The sequence below is a fragment of the Shewanella sp. TB7-MNA-CIBAN-0143 genome, assembly GCF_040310065.1.
Lineage (GTDB): Bacteria > Pseudomonadota > Gammaproteobacteria > Enterobacterales > Shewanellaceae > Shewanella.
Genome location: NZ_JBEOPL010000012.1, coordinates 64747 through 80793, shown reverse-complemented (window position 1 = coordinate 80793; position 16047 = coordinate 64747). Strand labels below are relative to the sequence as shown.

The 16047-nt window shown below is 40.7% G+C and carries 16 protein-coding genes and 2 other annotated features; of the genes, 11 read left to right on the top strand and 5 right to left on the bottom strand.

What is annotated here, in order from left to right:
* The first annotated feature begins 24 nt into the window (after positions 1-24).
* From rpsP to AAEY97_RS11405, 7 genes are all read left to right on the top strand, one after another.
* Positions 25-276: a 30S ribosomal protein S16 gene (gene rpsP / locus AAEY97_RS11435; protein WP_011638368.1), complete on the top strand. Its 252-nt coding sequence runs from the start codon at positions 25-27 to the stop codon at positions 274-276.
* A gap of 21 nt (positions 277-297) precedes the next feature.
* Positions 298-828, top strand: coding sequence for a ribosome maturation factor RimM (rimM, locus tag AAEY97_RS11430; RefSeq protein ID WP_011638367.1), 531 nt, complete (start codon positions 298-300; stop codon positions 826-828).
* A gap of 15 nt (positions 829-843) precedes the next feature.
* A complete protein-coding gene (gene trmD, locus AAEY97_RS11425; protein WP_350998916.1) occupies positions 844-1590 on the top strand; it encodes a tRNA (guanosine(37)-N1)-methyltransferase TrmD in 747 nt (248 codons plus the stop codon).
* A gap of 33 nt (positions 1591-1623) precedes the next feature.
* Complete coding sequence (gene rplS / locus AAEY97_RS11420; RefSeq protein ID WP_011638365.1) at positions 1624-1977, top strand: 50S ribosomal protein L19; 354 nt, start codon at positions 1624-1626, stop codon at positions 1975-1977.
* A gap of 696 nt (positions 1978-2673) precedes the next feature.
* Positions 2674-3765 (top strand): 3-deoxy-7-phosphoheptulonate synthase, encoded by a 1092-nt coding sequence (locus AAEY97_RS11415; RefSeq protein ID WP_011638364.1) that lies wholly within the window; start codon positions 2674-2676, stop codon positions 3763-3765.
* Between the two features lie 11 nt (positions 3766-3776).
* Positions 3777-4916, top strand: a complete 1140-nt coding sequence (gene tyrA, locus AAEY97_RS11410) for a bifunctional chorismate mutase/prephenate dehydrogenase (RefSeq protein ID WP_162023684.1) — start codon at positions 3777-3779, stop codon at positions 4914-4916.
* A 130-nt stretch (positions 4917-5046) separates the two neighbouring features.
* The gene (locus tag AAEY97_RS11405) at positions 5047-5391 is read left to right on the top strand and encodes a hypothetical protein (protein WP_011638362.1); all 345 of its coding nucleotides are present in this window, start codon (positions 5047-5049) and stop codon (positions 5389-5391) included.
* Between the two features lie 106 nt (positions 5392-5497).
* Here the strand turns inward: AAEY97_RS11405 and pheA are convergent, their stop codons facing one another.
* Together pheA and hpf are read right to left on the bottom strand one after the other, a co-directional pair.
* The gene (gene pheA / locus AAEY97_RS11400) at positions 5498-7444 is read right to left on the bottom strand and encodes a prephenate dehydratase (protein ID WP_182744771.1); all 1947 of its coding nucleotides are present in this window, start codon (positions 7442-7444) and stop codon (positions 5498-5500) included.
* Between the two features lie 58 nt (positions 7445-7502).
* Positions 7503-7624, bottom strand: a sequence feature (Phe leader region).
* 123 nt (positions 7625-7747) lie between these two features.
* Positions 7748-8101: a ribosome hibernation-promoting factor, HPF/YfiA family gene (gene hpf, locus AAEY97_RS11395; RefSeq protein WP_350998913.1), complete on the bottom strand. Its 354-nt coding sequence runs from the start codon at positions 8099-8101 to the stop codon at positions 7748-7750.
* A 496-nt stretch (positions 8102-8597) separates the two neighbouring features.
* Here hpf and AAEY97_RS11390 point away from each other — a divergent pair, with 496 nt between their 5' ends.
* Positions 8598-9263, top strand: a complete 666-nt coding sequence (locus AAEY97_RS11390; RefSeq protein ID WP_182744772.1) for a cytochrome b/b6 domain-containing protein — start codon at positions 8598-8600, stop codon at positions 9261-9263.
* Positions 9264-9366: 103 nt separating this feature from the next.
* On the opposite strand, the gene AAEY97_RS11385 is transcribed toward AAEY97_RS11390, so the two are convergent.
* Entirely contained in the window at positions 9367-9816 is a 450-nt protein-coding gene (locus AAEY97_RS11385; protein ID WP_182744773.1) for a c-type cytochrome, read from the bottom strand.
* A gap of 314 nt (positions 9817-10130) precedes the next feature.
* On the opposite strand from AAEY97_RS11385, the gene trpR reads away from it, so the two are divergent.
* Positions 10131-10409: a trp operon repressor gene (gene trpR, locus AAEY97_RS11380; RefSeq protein ID WP_350998910.1), complete on the top strand. Its 279-nt coding sequence runs from the start codon at positions 10131-10133 to the stop codon at positions 10407-10409.
* A 273-nt stretch (positions 10410-10682) separates the two neighbouring features.
* On the opposite strand, the gene AAEY97_RS11375 is transcribed toward trpR, so the two are convergent.
* Both AAEY97_RS11375 and slyD read right to left on the bottom strand, forming a co-directional pair.
* On the bottom strand, positions 10683-11060 hold the full coding sequence (locus AAEY97_RS11375; RefSeq protein WP_182744774.1) for a hypothetical protein: 378 nt from the start codon (positions 11058-11060) through the stop codon (positions 10683-10685).
* A 246-nt stretch (positions 11061-11306) separates the two neighbouring features.
* The gene (slyD, locus tag AAEY97_RS11370; RefSeq protein WP_350998908.1) at positions 11307-11861 is read right to left on the bottom strand and encodes a peptidylprolyl isomerase; all 555 of its coding nucleotides are present in this window, start codon (positions 11859-11861) and stop codon (positions 11307-11309) included.
* Positions 11862-12404: 543 nt separating this feature from the next.
* Positions 12405-12527 (top strand) — a sequence feature (Thr leader region).
* Between the two features lie 62 nt (positions 12528-12589).
* On the opposite strand from slyD, the gene thrA reads away from it, so the two are divergent.
* Together thrA and thrB are read left to right on the top strand one after the other, a co-directional pair.
* Positions 12590-15058, top strand: coding sequence for a bifunctional aspartate kinase/homoserine dehydrogenase I (gene thrA / locus AAEY97_RS11365; protein WP_350998905.1), 2469 nt, complete (start codon positions 12590-12592; stop codon positions 15056-15058).
* Positions 15055-16014: a homoserine kinase gene (gene thrB, locus AAEY97_RS11360; protein WP_350998902.1), complete on the top strand. Its 960-nt coding sequence runs from the start codon at positions 15055-15057 to the stop codon at positions 16012-16014. The genes thrA and thrB overlap by 4 nt, the downstream gene beginning before the upstream one ends.
* Positions 16015-16047 lie beyond the last annotated feature (33 nt).

The window sequence follows — 16047 nt, the reverse complement described above, 5'->3', positions numbered from 1 at the left end:
CAAATCATTAGAGGAATAAAACGCATGGTTACCATTCGTTTAGCTCGTGGCGGCGCAAAAAAGCGTCCATTTTACAATATCGTTGTTGCTGATAGCCGCAATGCTCGTGACGGTCGTTTCATCGAACGTGTAGGTTTCTTCAATCCATTGGCCCGTGGCCAAGAAGAAACTTTACGTTTAGATCTTGATCGTGTTGAGCACTGGGTTGCTACTGGCGCTGCAACATCTGAGCGTGTTGCAAAACTGATTAAAGACGCGCGTAAAGCTGTTGCTTAATTGCGTATAAGGTATAGATAGATGAGTAGTAACCAAGAGCTAGTTGTACTGGGTAAGTTAGGTTCCAGTCATGGTATTAAAGGTTGGCTAAAAATCACTTCCTATACCGATTCTGTTGAAGGTATTTTCGATTATTCGCCTTGGCTTATAAAAGAACAAGGCGTTTGGCGTGAAGTTAAGGTCGCTCAGTGGCGTTTTCAAGGTAAAGCTGTCGTGGCTGAACTAGAAGGTGTCGCTACCAGAGAACATGCGCAAATGCTCACAAATTGTGAAATTGCGATCATGCCTGAGCAAATGAAAGATTTGGATGATAGTGAATTCTATCATCGTGATCTTATCGGCTGCGAAGTGACCAATATAAACGGCTATAACATGGGTATTGTTGACCAGATCGTGGAAACAGGATCAAACGACGTACTACTGATTAAAGCTAATGCCAAAGATGCCTTCGGCAAAGCGGAACGTATGATCCCCTTTGTCCCTGAGCAGTTCATCAAACAGGTGGACTTGCAAGGGAAACAGATTTTAGTGGATTGGGATCCTGACTTCTAAGTCGAGGTACAACATATGTGGTTAGGGGTAATCACCCTGTTTCCAGAGATGTTTCGTGCTGTTACAGACTTTGGGGTTACGGGTCGAGCCGTGAAAAACGGCCTGCTAGAGGTGCAAACGTGGAATCCTCGAGATTTCTCCCATGATAGACATAATACTGTGGACGACCGACCTTATGGTGGTGGGCCCGGTATGTTAATGATGGTGCAACCTCTGCGTGATGCTATCCATGCAGCTAAAGCAGCTGCAGGTGATAGGGCAAAAGTGATTTATCTATCTCCTCAGGGACGCAAGCTGGATCAGCATGGCGTTACTGAGTTAGCTAAATCAGAGTGTTTGATTTTAGTGTGTGGTCGATACGAAGGTGTTGATGAACGCATTATTCAAACAGAAGTTGATGAAGAATGGTCTATCGGTGATTACGTACTTTCGGGTGGTGAGTTACCGGCAATGACGTTAATCGATTCAGTGGCTCGTTTAGTACCTGGTGTACTGGGCAAGCAAGCGTCAGCAGAGCAAGATTCTTTCTCTGATGGTTTACTGGATTGTCCTCATTATACGCGCCCTGAACAATTGGATGGTCTTGACGTACCCGCAGTGCTGCTAAGCGGTGACCACGAAAAAATTAGACTCTGGCGTTTACAACAAAGTATCGGAAGAACTTTTTTGAGACGACCAGAATTATTTGAAAATCTAGCTCTGACTGACGAACAAACGACTTTATTAGCGCAGTTCGTGAATGAAACGGACAAGTCCGCATAGTCAACGCTCAGTTATTACTAGGATGGAGTAATTATGAACAACATCATTAAAATGCTCAACGATGAGCAAATGAAAACAGATGTGCCTGATTTTGGTGCTGGTGATACAGTAGTAGTTCAAGTACGTGTTAAGGAAGGCGAAAAAGAGCGTCTTCAAGCTTTTGAAGGTTTGGTAATTGCTAAGCGTAACCGTGGTCTGCATTCTGCATTCACAGTACGTAAAATCTCTAATGGCGAAGGTGTTGAGCGTGCTTTCCAGACGCATAGCCCGCTAATTGCTAGCATCGAAGTTAAGCGTCGCGGTCGTGTACGTCGTGCTAAACTGTACTATTTACGTGAGCGTTCAGGTAAGTCTGCACGTATCCGTGAAAAATTGGCAACTAAGTAATAGTTACCAATACAGAATAAAGATGCAGTGTTCGCACAACAACCCGCCGAAAGGCGGGTTTTTGTTTGTGGGGCTTTTAAAAATAATAAAGGGATAACAGCGAATAGAGCGGTAATAGCGAATAGAGTGGTAACGACGAGTAGAGCGATAACGACGAGTAGAGCGGTAACGACGAGTAGAGCGGTAACGACGAGTAGAGCGGTAACGACGAGTAGAGCGGTAATGGCGAATAGAACGGTAATAGCGAACAGAGCGGTAACAGCGAATAAAGCGGTAATAGCGAATAGAGCGGTAATAGCGAATAGAGCGGTAACGACGAGTAGAGCGGTAACAACGAGTAGAGCGGTAAAGACGAGTAGAGCGGTAAAGACGAGTAGAGCGGTAACGACGAGTAGAGCGGTAACGACGAGTAGAGCGGTAACGACGAGTAGAGCGGTAACGACGAGTAGAGCGGTAACAGTGAGCAGAGCGCGTACAAGATGTATGACTGGGGTTATTTTTTTGTACGAAATATCATCGGTTATATGATTTTTTACACTTTGTGTAAATAAGCCTTGCTCTAGGACCTTTGCGCAGGCATAGTTGCTTTTAAAGTGTAATGGTGTAGCGTTACAAAAATACAGATTGTACTATCCAATACCTAAAAAATAAATCTATTAGTGACCTTTGGTCTGTCGTCAAAAGAGAGTGATAAGTATGCAACAAGATACCATTAATAATGTGCACATCAGTTCAGAACAAGTGCTAGTGACTCCTGCAGAGTTAAAGCAAGAACTTCCATTATCAACTCATGCTTATCAATATATTCTAAATGCTCGTAAGCAAGTCTCAGATATAGTCCATAAACGTGATAATCGGGTGCTTGTGGTGACGGGGCCATGTTCTATTCATGATATTGCCGCGGCAAAAGAGTATGCATTAAAGCTGAAAAAGTTACATGATGAACTCAGTGATGATTTCTACATTTTAATGCGCGTGTATTTTGAAAAGCCTCGCACAACTGTCGGTTGGAAAGGGTTGATTAATGACCCTGATATGGATGAGTCATTTGATGTCGAGAAAGGACTCAGAATGGCTCGAGAACTCATGATTTGGCTTGCTGAACTTGAATTACCTATCGCGACAGAAGCGCTGGATCCGATCAGTCCGCAATATTTGTCCGAGCTAGTTACTTGGTCTGCAATTGGCGCAAGAACCACAGAATCGCAAACTCATCGAGAAATGGCTTCAGGTTTGTCGATGCCTGTTGGTTTTAAAAATGGCACAGATGGTAAGTTGGAAGTGGCTATTAATGCATTAAAATCAGCTGCCAGCAGCCACCGCTTTATGGGCATTAACCAAGAAGGTCAAGTTTCTTTGTTGCAAACGGCCGGTAATCCAGATGGACACATTATTTTACGTGGCGGTTTAGCACCTAACTATGATGCAGACAGTGTTGCTCAGAGTGAAGCCCAAATTCATAAGGCGAAACTCAGTGCTCGTTTAGTCGTTGACTGCAGTCATGGTAATTCATCAAAAGATCATCAACGTCAAAAAAACGTTTGCGAAGATGTATTTAACCAAATTGAAGCAGGTAATAAATCTATCATCGGTGTTATGCTTGAAAGTAACCTCAATGAAGGTAATCAGAGTTCAGATAAACCGTTAGCAGAGCTAAAATATGGTGTTTCTGTCACTGACGCATGCATTGATTGGGAAACTACTGAAACCATTTTAAGACAAGGCGCTAACCAGTTGTCTGCAGTATTACCAACGCGTTTTGAGACGCTGCAGGTTGTTAACGGTTAATGGATAAACAGATGAATGAAAAAACCACAGCAGGCTTAGAGCATCTTCGTGATTTAATTGATGGCGTGGATCAACAATTACTGCATTTATTACGTAAACGTCTCGATTTAGTGGCGCAAGTTGGTGCCGTAAAACATGCGGCTGGAGTACCTATTTATGCCCCACAACGTGAAGCATCGATGTTAGCTAAACGTCGAGACGAAGCACAAAAAATGAATGTCTCACCACAGTTAATCGAAGATATTTTACGTCGACTTATGCGCGAATCTTACCTAAATGAAAAAGATGTTGGGTTTAAGCAGATTAAGCAAGATCTGGGTCATGTGGTCGTTGTGGGTGGTCAGGGCAAACTGGGACAGTTATTTAGTCAAATGTTGGTTCTTTCTGGCTATGAAGTTAAAAGTATAGATAAAAATGATTGGCAAGATGCCGCTGCCATTTTTGATGGTGCAGGATTAGTGATTGTTACCGTACCCATAAATGTGACCTGCGAAGTGATCCGTGACAAGTTAACCCAGCTACCTGAAAATTGTATTCTAGCTGATCTCACCTCGATTAAAGAAGCACCTTTAGCGGCAATGCTAGCTGCGCATAAAGGCCCTGTAGTGGGTCTGCATCCTATGTTTGGCCCAGATGTTGGTAGTCTCGCTAAACAGGTGGTGGTGGTGTGTCATGGCCGTCATCAAGAAGCGTATCAATGGTTACTACAACAGATTGAAATTTGGGGGGCGCGAATAGTTGAAGCTGAAGCAGAGCGTCATGATAAAGCGATGCAACTTGTACAGGCTATGCGTCACTTTTCAACATTCGTATATGGCGTCAACTTGTGCAAAGAAGAAGCTGATATTGGTAACTTATTACAGTTTAGCTCACCGATTTATCGTTTAGAGTTAGCCATGGTTGGTCGTTTATTTGCTCAAGATCCCGAGCTTTATGCCGATATTATTTTTGCCCAACCTGGCAGCCAACACGCGATTAGTGATTATCTAGATAATTATCGTGATGCATTAACAATGTTGCAAACTGGTAATAGGCAAGCCTTTGTGGAGCAGTTCCAGCGTGTCGCTAAATGGTTTGGTGACTTTGCGCCGCAGTTCCAACATGAAAGTCGCGCCATGTTGCAATCTGTTAATGATATGAAAGCTGGATAACGCTAAATGAAGCATTATTAATTGAACTAATTATTGCGAAATAGTGACACAAAGCTTATGTTTAGTTAATACGGTAGCCAAATAACGCTGTGTTAGCTCAGTAAACTTAGTTACCTTTGGAGGATACCCCATGTCGATGATGCCATCGAATATGCTACCTGTTCAACAGGTTGAAGATAATTCCTTAGGGCATTTTCTTTACGGCTTAATGAGTGCTTTTCCATTATTTTTTGTGCCTGTATTATTGAGTTTTTGGCTTAATTTGATCCAAAAGAACGTCAACCCAGACTCTGTGTTGGGTAGTCATCTACGTTGGCAACGTATGAGTATTATTGGCCTATGCCCATTTTTTATTGCAGGATATTGGCTTAGTCCTTTATGGCTGAGTTTACCCATGTACTTACTGGGTGTTAGTTGGTTCAGTTATCGTATTTTTAAAGGCTGGATAAGTTTAAATGATGGCCTAGCAGTATGATTATTGAATAGCCTTGAATAACTAATTACCTTTTACAATTACGAGTAATAAAATGCCGAGAATATTCTCGGCATTTTTATGTGTGTCATTCCCGGTTATTTAATCGTTACTTTGCTTGGTATAAACCATGAATAATATCAGCTTGCGATACACCATCTTGATGTAACAATATAATTCCGTCAGCATTAAGTTGCTTAACGGCATTTGCATGAGTAGTTAACAGTGCAGCATTAATACAGAAGCTCGTGTTAACGATTACAGGTAAATGACTGCGGGATTTCACTTCAACCAATCCGGCTAAATCGAGGCTTAACTGCTCTGGGTGCGTGAAACTACGTACACCTGATTCGCATAGCCCGAGTTGTTGATTACCGTGACTAAGGACTGCATCGGCAGCTTGTAGCCAATCATCGATACTAGCCATGGTGTTTCTTTCTAATATTACCGGCAAATTGACGGAACCAATTAAGGTTAACATGTCCGGGTTGTACATTTGTTTACCACTTAATATCAGCATATCTGCTAATTGGCTAGCAACGATAAACTCTTGTTCTTGATCTATTTGCATTACACATAATAAACCAGCTTGTTCGATGACCTGTGCATGCTGTTTTAATTGTTGTTCATTGAGTTGTTGTTTTAAATCATTGAGCACAATGGCTTGAAAGCCTGATTCTTTGATGTGCTTTGCTTGCGTAGCCAGTTCGGTATTATCTATCGGTAAGTTAATTTGCTGTAATGCGCTAAATTGTCCGGCGCCTATTTGTAAGTGCTGACAGAACAATTGAGTATCTTGTGATTTATAGTCGCGTGAATGCTTAGCTTGGCTATTTGGTATAGGTTTTATTGGCTCTTGTTTAGAGCTACCGGGTTCAATTAATAATTGAGCTTGCGATAGTTGTGTAGGTTTAACGGTTTCACATGGATAACAACCTAATACTTTGATAAAACGAGTAAGGCGCTCTAACTCTTTAATCGCTTGTTGTACTTCGGTAGTAGCCAAGTTGCCATCAATATCGAGGTAAAACATCTCCTCCCATGGTGTTCCAGGTATTGGACGAGATTCTAACTTACTCATATTCAAATTATGAGCTTTAAGTACCAATAATGCTTCTACTAATGCTCCTGGCTTCTGTCCTGTCGCCATGATCAAGGTGGTTTTTGCTGGCAGCTGAGAAGGCACCGCAGAGGCTTTTCGAGCGACAACAATAAAACGACTCTGATTGATTTTTTGGTTAGCTAAACCTTGCTCCATCGCAATTAACTGATACAGGGCTCCGCCTTCAGCACTGCCTATGGCTGCGACAGTATTGCTGTCCGCCTCGACAACTTTTGTCATGGCTTCAGCACTACTAGAACAATATTCAAGTTTGATATGAGGATGTTGACTTAAATAGCGACTGCATTGACTGATCGGCTGCGGGTGAGCGTAAATAGTCTTGATATCAGATAGTTTACTGTTGGGTTTAGTGAGTAAACAATGACTCACTTCAATAGTTGTTTCGCCAACAATTGACAGCGTTGTATGTTGCAGTACGTCATACACTTCATTGATAGATCCTGAAGAGGTATTTTCAATCGGTAAAAAACCATAATCGGCATGACCAGATTCAACGGCATTAACAATTTCATCAAAACTTTTGCAGCCGAAATCAAGCATTTCGACTTGACGGCGTGAACAGTAACGGCTTGCAGCTAAGTAAGAGTAAGAACCCCTAGCACCTAAATAAGCCACAGTATATTGCTGCTTTTGAGTGTCTGGGTTAGCTCTACCATGAAGATACGTTTGTTGAAATAAAACCGAGTCTTCAATAATGCTTTGATAAAGTGATATCACAAAATGTGCATCAAGTCCTTGGTCACGCCCTTGCTGTACCAGTCTTTCAAGTAGTTCTTTTTCTCGTTGTGTATCTCGTATAGGTCTAACATCAACTTCTTTGCTGCGTGCAACATTTAGGCTCAATTGGCGGCGCTGAGATAATAACGCTAATAAGGATTTATCCAAGGCAGTTATCTGTTCACGAGTTTGACTTAACTCAGGTGGTTTTTGCATATTGACCTCAATGTGACGCTACATACTGGCGCATGACTAGATACGGCAGAGTTTATAAGACAAAAAAGCCTCCCAGTTGGGAGGCTTTAGAATTTTCATTTTCGTTTTTACACAGAAAATCCGCCTCCAGAGGTGGGCTGAATAAAAAAGAAAATAAAAAGGCTGAATATTTTTTTGTTCATGGAGTAAAACTAAAGCTCTGACAGGCGACTGTCAACGTAAATTTACTCATCAAGGCTCGAGTATTGGATTATAGACAAAAGAAAGCGCACCCGAAGGTGCGCTGGTGAGAGATAAATAATATCAAGCGGCGTTTTCCTCCTTATAAACATACTCAAATTCGCTTTCTGTGTCATTTGGTAATGATACATGGCGTTGAGCCTGGGGTTTGTGGGTCAGGCGATTTAGCTGTTTTTCCAGCTTTTGTCCCATTGCAGTAATTGCTGCGTATAGGTTTTCACTTTTTGCCTGGGCGAATAAATCTCCACTAGGTAATCCAACTGATGCCTCTATTTTAAACAACTGCTTTTCTTTAGTAATAATGACGTGCGGGTTAATTAATTGAATATCATGTCGACTTAATTTTTCTAATCGTCCTTCAATACGTTCACGGATAAGGGCAGTGACTTCAAGTTGTTTGCTAGTGATTTTCAGCATATTTAGAACCTTCTTGTTGTTTGCTTAACTCCAGATTACCAAGGTTAACCATAAAATTCGTGATCTACATCACACTTTTACCGGCTTTATATGTCGAGTGCTGCATATTTGATCTCTTAGACGTTTTAAACAAAAAAGCCATTAAATATGCTTGTAATACTGTCAATATAGGCTCATATTTGTATGGATAAGTTAATACTTAATTAGCTTTGCTGAGGTTTTTTCATACAATTTCAAGCACGATTTTGTATGGGGTTGTCTTATTCATAAACGCTCTACAAGCATGCTCCTTTATCCTATGTTACTGGTTACTTAGCTGACATTGATTTATTATTTCTCGGTTAGGTTCATCCTCTTTATAAAGCAAAGCTTCTTTGGTTGTCTTTTTTAGCTGCGTAAGCATGTTTATTTGTATTAGTTTGTAAACCTTCTTGTTTTATTTATTACTGATGAGTTTATAATTTGTCAGTAAAGAATAGTAATAAGCAGGTTATTAATGAGTATAGAACAACAAAAAATAAAGGTATGGGATTTTCCAACACGTTTTTTCCATTGGGCTATGGTGTGTTTAATTGGCGGATTATGGTGGACAGCCGAAATAGGTGAAATGCAGTGGCATCAGATATTGGCGTATCTATTGATGACTCTGATTACATTTAGATTAATTTGGGGCTTTATCGGAAGTGACACCGCTAAGTTTACACATTTTTTTGTTGCACCTAAAAAAGTTATCGCTTACGCGAAAGCCCAGCCTAAACCTTCGTCACTTGGGCATAATCCACTAGGTGGTTATATGGTGATTGTGTTGCTGGGATCGCTTGTGTTGCAGTTAAGTACCGGTTTATTTGCAACAGATGATATTTTTACTGAAGGTCCGCTGATATATCTCGTTTCGTCAGATACTGCGGGGTGGCTAACCTGGCTGCATAAAACTAATTTCAATCTTATTTTGGTTTTGGCTGCGGTACATATTATTGCCGTGTTAGTGCATGTTTTTAAGGGTGACAATGTACTTAAAGCCATGTTCAGCGGTTATAAACAAGTTACCGAGCAGGTCACTTCACCTACATTGCGTTCGCCTTGGATGGCGTTAGTTATCGTGTCAGTTATTTTTGCTGCTATTTGGTGGTTGTTACTCGAACCTGTGGTCAGTTTTTTATAATTCCAGGTTAATTAAAGCCAATAAAAAAGCCCATAAAGATGGGCTTTTATCATTTTCACTATTGAGTAGAGCTACTTATACTCACCAGAGCTAACTAATCAAATTAGTCTTTTTTGTAAACGTCGTGACAACCTTTACAGCTTTTACCAGTGTTAGCAAAAGCTTGTTTAATGCTATTTTTATCGCTTGATTTAGCTGCAACAGCTAATGCCGCGGCATTATCTTGAAATGCAGTCATTTTGCTATCAAAATCGGCTTTATCTTGCCAAATTTTAGCTAGTGCTTCGGTATCGCCTTTATCTGATCCAACAATAAAACCTTCATGTGGTATTTTTGATAGCGCTGCAACATTATCTGCACGAGCACTAAATACAGCAGCATCAAAAGGTTTTTTACCTTTTAGCATAGCGCCCATATCACCAAAGTTATAAGCAATTAAGCCGAAAGCAGCTTGGCGGTATTCAATGGCATCTGCAGGTTCTTCAAAATTATTCGCAAACACAGCAGGGATCATCATTGCGGTTGCCGCAACCGTTAGTAATATCTTTTTCATCGTCATCCTTCACTTTTTTGTGGGTGGTACCGGTTCCATAAGCACTGATATCCACATAATTATGCTAAATTTTAACTAAAGTGCTAACCATTAAATGTTCAGCCTACTGCTTAGTCGAGTTTTTAGCGCTTAGTTATGAGGGTATTACATCTCATTCTACACAATTTTATAAGCACTTTGCGATATCTTTCATCAATAGCATCCAGCAGTTATTTTTCATTTTTCATTACAAGTTTATCGGTAGCAATTTTGCTAATCGACGTCGTTCCTTGGTACACTTGTAATGTCTGGGCATTACTAAAAAGAGAAAAATAATGCGTGCCAATTGGAATTTAGTGGTAGAAAAAATATTAACCCATGCAAATGAAGATGATTTGTCGGTGTTGTTTCATTTATTATTAACCGAAGAAGAGCGGAGTGCAGTTTCTGGGCGTTTACAGGTGTTCCAAACGTTATTAGCAGGGGAATTGAGTCAGAGACAAATTGCTGCAGAACATCAAGTGAGTATTGCAACGATTACACGGTGTTCAAATTATTTAAAAAATATGCCAGTAAATCAAAGGGACTTAGTTAAAAAATTGATTCTAGGTTAACAATTGATTTTAGGCTAAGCAATTGGTCATCAATTCGCATCGACACAATATTTCAGTCCTCAGTGCTGATAATTCAGTGCTGATAAATCACCAATATAACTGACTCGATAGGTGTCTTTTGTTACCTATCGAGCCTAAAGCATTGCTCATAAAATCAAATAGACACCCATCGATTTTAATTAAATTAGGTTCACTATTAACAATTTCTAATCAATTCATTATGCTGTTTTGTTCAGTTAACCTTTTTCATCCTCATAGCAATAATAAATCTGACTATTGGCTAACTCCACGCGGTAATCTGTGATGACGATAACTTAAGCGTCTTAAAAATAGGTATCCACCATACGTGGTTAGGCACAGAGCAAAAAGTGTGCTCGAATCTCTAGGGTAAAAACGATAAAGGCTCACGGCACTTAATACGTAAATAAAGGGTAATAAACCATAAATCGTTTCGGGAATGAATCCTGATTTGCGTTTACGTTTGGGATCGGTTCTACGGTTCTTGGAACGTAAGTTGTAAATATGTGCACCATATAAATACACTACAATTGAAGCAATAAGTGCATAATTAGGTTCAAGAAGAAAAATACTGACACTGCCTACAAGCATGTAAGTGAACGGCAGTAATTCATACAGCGGTTTAATTAACATAAGCACTCCGTCGCTAGGTATTAATTATTATATTGGTTGTCAATTAGTGAGGATTGTACCGCCTAGTTATCCTTAACGGTCGATACAATAAATCTGACTAATTGATGTGACTAACGAACTAACTATAACCTAAACAAAAAGGCACTGCCTAGTAACTAGACAGTGCCTTACGATGTTTCAACCTTTTTACTGACAAATAGACATTAAAAATAGAATGAGTCACTTATCTATTTAATCAATAATGAATTAACGACAGCCACAGCCGCCATTCCCATCACAGCCAGGTTTCTCTGTGCCACATGATTCATGGTCGTGTCCATGGCTACCACAGCCGCCTTCAGCATGGATATGTCCATGAGATAGCTCTTCTGCTGTTGCTTCTCTTACAGCAATAACTTCGACACTAAAATGCAGTGACTGACCCGCTAGAGGGTGATTACCATCAACAACGATGACATCATCTTTCACTTCAATTACTTGAACAGGGCGTTGACCCATTTCAGTTTCAGCGATAAAACGCATACCTGGAACGATATCTTCGACATCACCAAATGCACTGACAGGAACTTCTTGCTTTAAACCTGGGTGATATTCGCCATAGGCTTGTTCCGCAGGGATCTTTGCCTCGATATTTTCACCAACAGTTTTACCTTCCAAAACTGATTCAAGTCCAGGAATTAAATTTTCAGTGCCATGTAAGTAAACCATTGGTTCACTTTCAAATGAACTTTCTACTAATAGACCTTGCTCATCAGATAAGCGGTAATGAATAGTGACCGCCGCATGTTTTGTAATTTTCATATCGCCTCCAATTGTGATGTGAGTATCATACCGTATTTTGATATAAGTCTGCGATGACTAACATCAGTTTTTGGTTATTGAATCACAGCTTTTTTTGTTTTGTCTTATGCTGCATGTTTTACATCGACTGATGGTGAAAATAAATCATTTAATTGGTGTAGGAAATAGCTAAGGCGGATAAATCATCTTGGTTACACATTTATTGGCAATCTTTTTATGAATACATATTAAGTTACTACTTCTATCATTATGAAATTGTTGTATTTACTTAACTTTATTTATTACTCTTACGTCTACGTTAACGTTGGATAAGGCAATCAATAATGGTTATCACTACTCATTATTGATTTTTAATAACTTAATTATTAAAAAAATCAACTCAACTTAAAAAATAACTAGTAAATAAACTGTAATGAGGGGTTGACAACCTTGGGTTAAAAAAGCAATTCTGTTAGCCAACGTGGATCAGCTATTTAATCTAATTAAATATTATCGGCAGTTAACATTTAACTTAACGAAGAGAATCATCAAATGTTTACCCTCATGCTCGTTGTAATTACAACCATTACAACCACCACTATTACCATAGTGGGGGCGGGCTGATTACACCCTAAAAGATTTTGCATAAAAAGCCCGCTTCTAACAACTGAAGCGGGCTTTTTTGTTTTTATTCTAATCATTTGATTTTAATTTAATGTTGTCACTTTATGAGTGACAAGGAGAGCGACATGAAAGTAATGAAATTTGGTGGAACATCGCTAGCGAATTGGCCTCGTTTTTCGATGGCGGCAGATATTATTGCTGATACGGCTTTGACAGAATCTGTTGCTACAGTGCTTTCAGCTCCTGCTACAGTGACCAATGCGCTTTTAGAAATGGTAGATGTAGCAGTTGAACAACATGATTATCAACCGGTATTAGATCATATTCATTTGGTCTATAGCGGGCTGTTTTCTGACGCGGCGGCATCACTTATTACGGCTCTTCAACATGAGCTGCTGATTGGAAAATTAACGGCACAAATGCAAGTTTGGAAAGATAAACTTTACGGTATTAAACTGCTAGGCGAATGCCCTGATAGTGTTCGTGCTGAAATAGTGGTGACGGGTGAGCGTTTATCTGCGGCATTAATGGAACAAGTTATGTTGGCGAAAGACATCACTTCAGCACAATTAGATCCAGTGGTGTTATTTTTAGCGCATGGTCAGCCGTTGGAGTCGGTCGTTGATATTGCGGTGAGCAAACCTCGCTTTACCTTACTACCGCTTGATCAATATCGAGTGTGGGTTATGCCTGGTTTTACTGCTGCAGATGCTCAGGGCAAGATCGTCACATTAGGCCGCAATGGTTCTGATTATTCAGCTGCGGTACTGGCGGCATGTTTAGATGCCTCAAGTTGTGAAATTTGGACTGACGTTGATGGGGTTTATAACACAGATCCTCGAGTGGTTGCTGATGCTAAATTATTGTCACAATTAAGCTACCAAGAAGCGATGGAGCTCTCGTACTTTGGCGCCAAAGTGTTGCATCCTAAAACGATTGCGCCGATTGCTCAGTATCATATTCCTTGTTACATCAAAAACAGTTTTAATCCATCCGCTCCCGGCACGCTAGTGTCTAATGACGATGATAAAACCGGTTTACAAGTTAAAGCAATTTCCAATCTAGATAATCAAACCATGTTTAACGTATCGGGCCCTGGTATGAAAGGCATGGTCGGTATGGCAAGCCGAACATTAGCGGTTATTTCTCGTAGTGGTATCTCGGTTTCTCTTATTACGCAAAGCTCATCTGAGTACAGTATCAGTTTTTGTGTGGCAACTTCAGATGCCAATAAAGCGAAATGGGCATTAGAGCAGGAGTTCGAGCTAGAAATTAAGAGTGAATTACTTGAACCGATTGAGTTACGTCATGACCTGTCGATTGTGTCTTTGATCGGTGATGGCATGAAAACCCACAAGGGCGTAGCGGCTAAGTTTTTTACTGCGCTAGCTAAAGCCAGTGTCAACATCGTTGCCATTGCGCAAGGGTCATCTGAGCGTTCTATTTCTACTGTTATTCAACAGAAAAAAACCAAACATGCTATTGGAGCATGCCATCAAGCATTTTTCGATGTTCAGCAGTATCTTGATGTTTTTTTAGTCGGTAGCGGTAATGTGGGGGCTGGATTACTCGATCAAATCAAACAGCAAAGTGCGATGTTAAAAGAGCAGCACATTAGTATCAGAGTTTGTGGTATCGCCAATTCACGCCAAATGTTGTTGAATAGTGGAGGCATTGAACTTAGTGAGTGGCAGTCATTGTTGGCCGAGAAGGGTCAAGCGTATGATTTAGCTAAGCTACTTGAGTGGGGGCAAGAGCAGCAATTACTTAATCCTGTACTGGTTGATTGTACTTCAAGCGAGTTAGTGTCAGACCGTTACCTTGATGTGATGAATGCCGGTTTCCATGTCGTCACCCCAAACAAAAAATCGAACACTCGTGATTATGCTTACTATCAAGCATTGCGTAAAACGGCTTTAACTCAGCGTCGACAGTTTTTGTATGAAACGACGGTAGGAGCTGGTTTGCCGGTTATCGATAATTTGAAAAAACTCATGTACGCCGGTGATAAGCTACATAAGTTTAATGGTATTTTGTCTGGGTCATTATCCTACATTTTTGGTATGTTAGATGACGGTATGAGCTTATCGCAAGCGACTGCGATTGCGCGTGACAAGTGTTTTACTGAACCCGATCCTCGTGATGATTTAAGTGGTATGGATGTCGCTCGTAAAGTACTCATTCTTGCTCGCGAAGTGGGTTTACCTTTGGAGTTAGACGACATTAATATTGAATCTGTATTGCCTGCTGATTTTGATGACTCAGGCGATGTTAATCAATTTATGGCCAATCTTGCTTCATTAGATGACCTTATCTCTGCTCGAGTCGCGGCGGCTAAAACCGAAGGTAAAGTGCTGCGTTATGTTGGTCAAATTGAAGATGGGCAATGCCATGTCAGAATTATTGAAGTCGATGCAACTGATCCATTATACAGCGTAAAAGGTGGCGAGAATGCGCTGGCATTTTATAGCCGTTATTATCAACCAATTCCCTTTGTATTAAGAGGCTATGGTGCCGGTACCGATGTTACTGCTGCTGGGGCTTTTGCTGACGTATTAAGAACCTTAAACTGGACTCGTGAGGTTGGGTTATGAATCAAACGTTAAAAGTAAGCCAAGACACGCTTACTGTGTATGCTCCAGCGTCTATGGGTAATGTTGGTGTTGGCTTTGATTTGCTAGGCGCTGCATTGGCGCCGATTGACGGCTCATTATTGGGCGATAGAGTGATGATTAGCGCTGCTGCCAGCGGGGTTGAATATAGCCAAACAGGTGAATGGGCACATAAATTACCAAGCGATGGTAAGGACAATATTGTTTACCAATGCGCTGAGTTTTTTTTAGATAAATTACAACGACAAGATGGTGTCACTGTTTGTCTAGAGAAAAACCTTCCAGTCGGCAGTGGTTTAGGCTCTAGTGCCAGTTCAGTTGTCGCCGCGTTATATGCTTTAAATGAACATTTTGGACAGCCTTTTAACCAGCAAGCTTTATTAGCATTGATGGGCGAGTTTGAAGGGAAGATATCTGGCAGCGTGCATTATGACAATGTAGCGCCATGCTATTTAGGCGGCATGCAGCTAATGCTAAACTCTCGTGACCAAGCATGTGCTGCTATTCCAAGTTTTGATAGCTGGTATTGGGTTATCGCTTACCCGGGAATTTCATTATCTACTGCCAAAATGCGCGAATTGCTGCCGCAGCAATATGATAAGTCTGTAGCCATCGATTTTGGACGTTACTTAAGTGCATTTGTTCACGCGAGTTATCAGCAAGATGCCGCATTAGCGATTGAGATGCTAAAAGATGTTTTGGCTGAACCTTATCGTGCATCCGCAATTCCTGGTTATACCGAAGCGCGATCAGCATTAGCTGAATTAGGCATGCTGACTAGTGGTATTTCTGGCAGCGGCCCAACATTGTTTAGTGTAACCGACGATTTAGCCACCGCAGAAAAAGCCAAAAACTGGCTGATGCAACATTATATTTCGGAGCAAGGTGGTTTTGCTCACGTTTGTAAATTAGATAAACTTGGCACGCGCTGCGTGTAACGCTCTCTTTCACATTATTGATATTGAAATTTA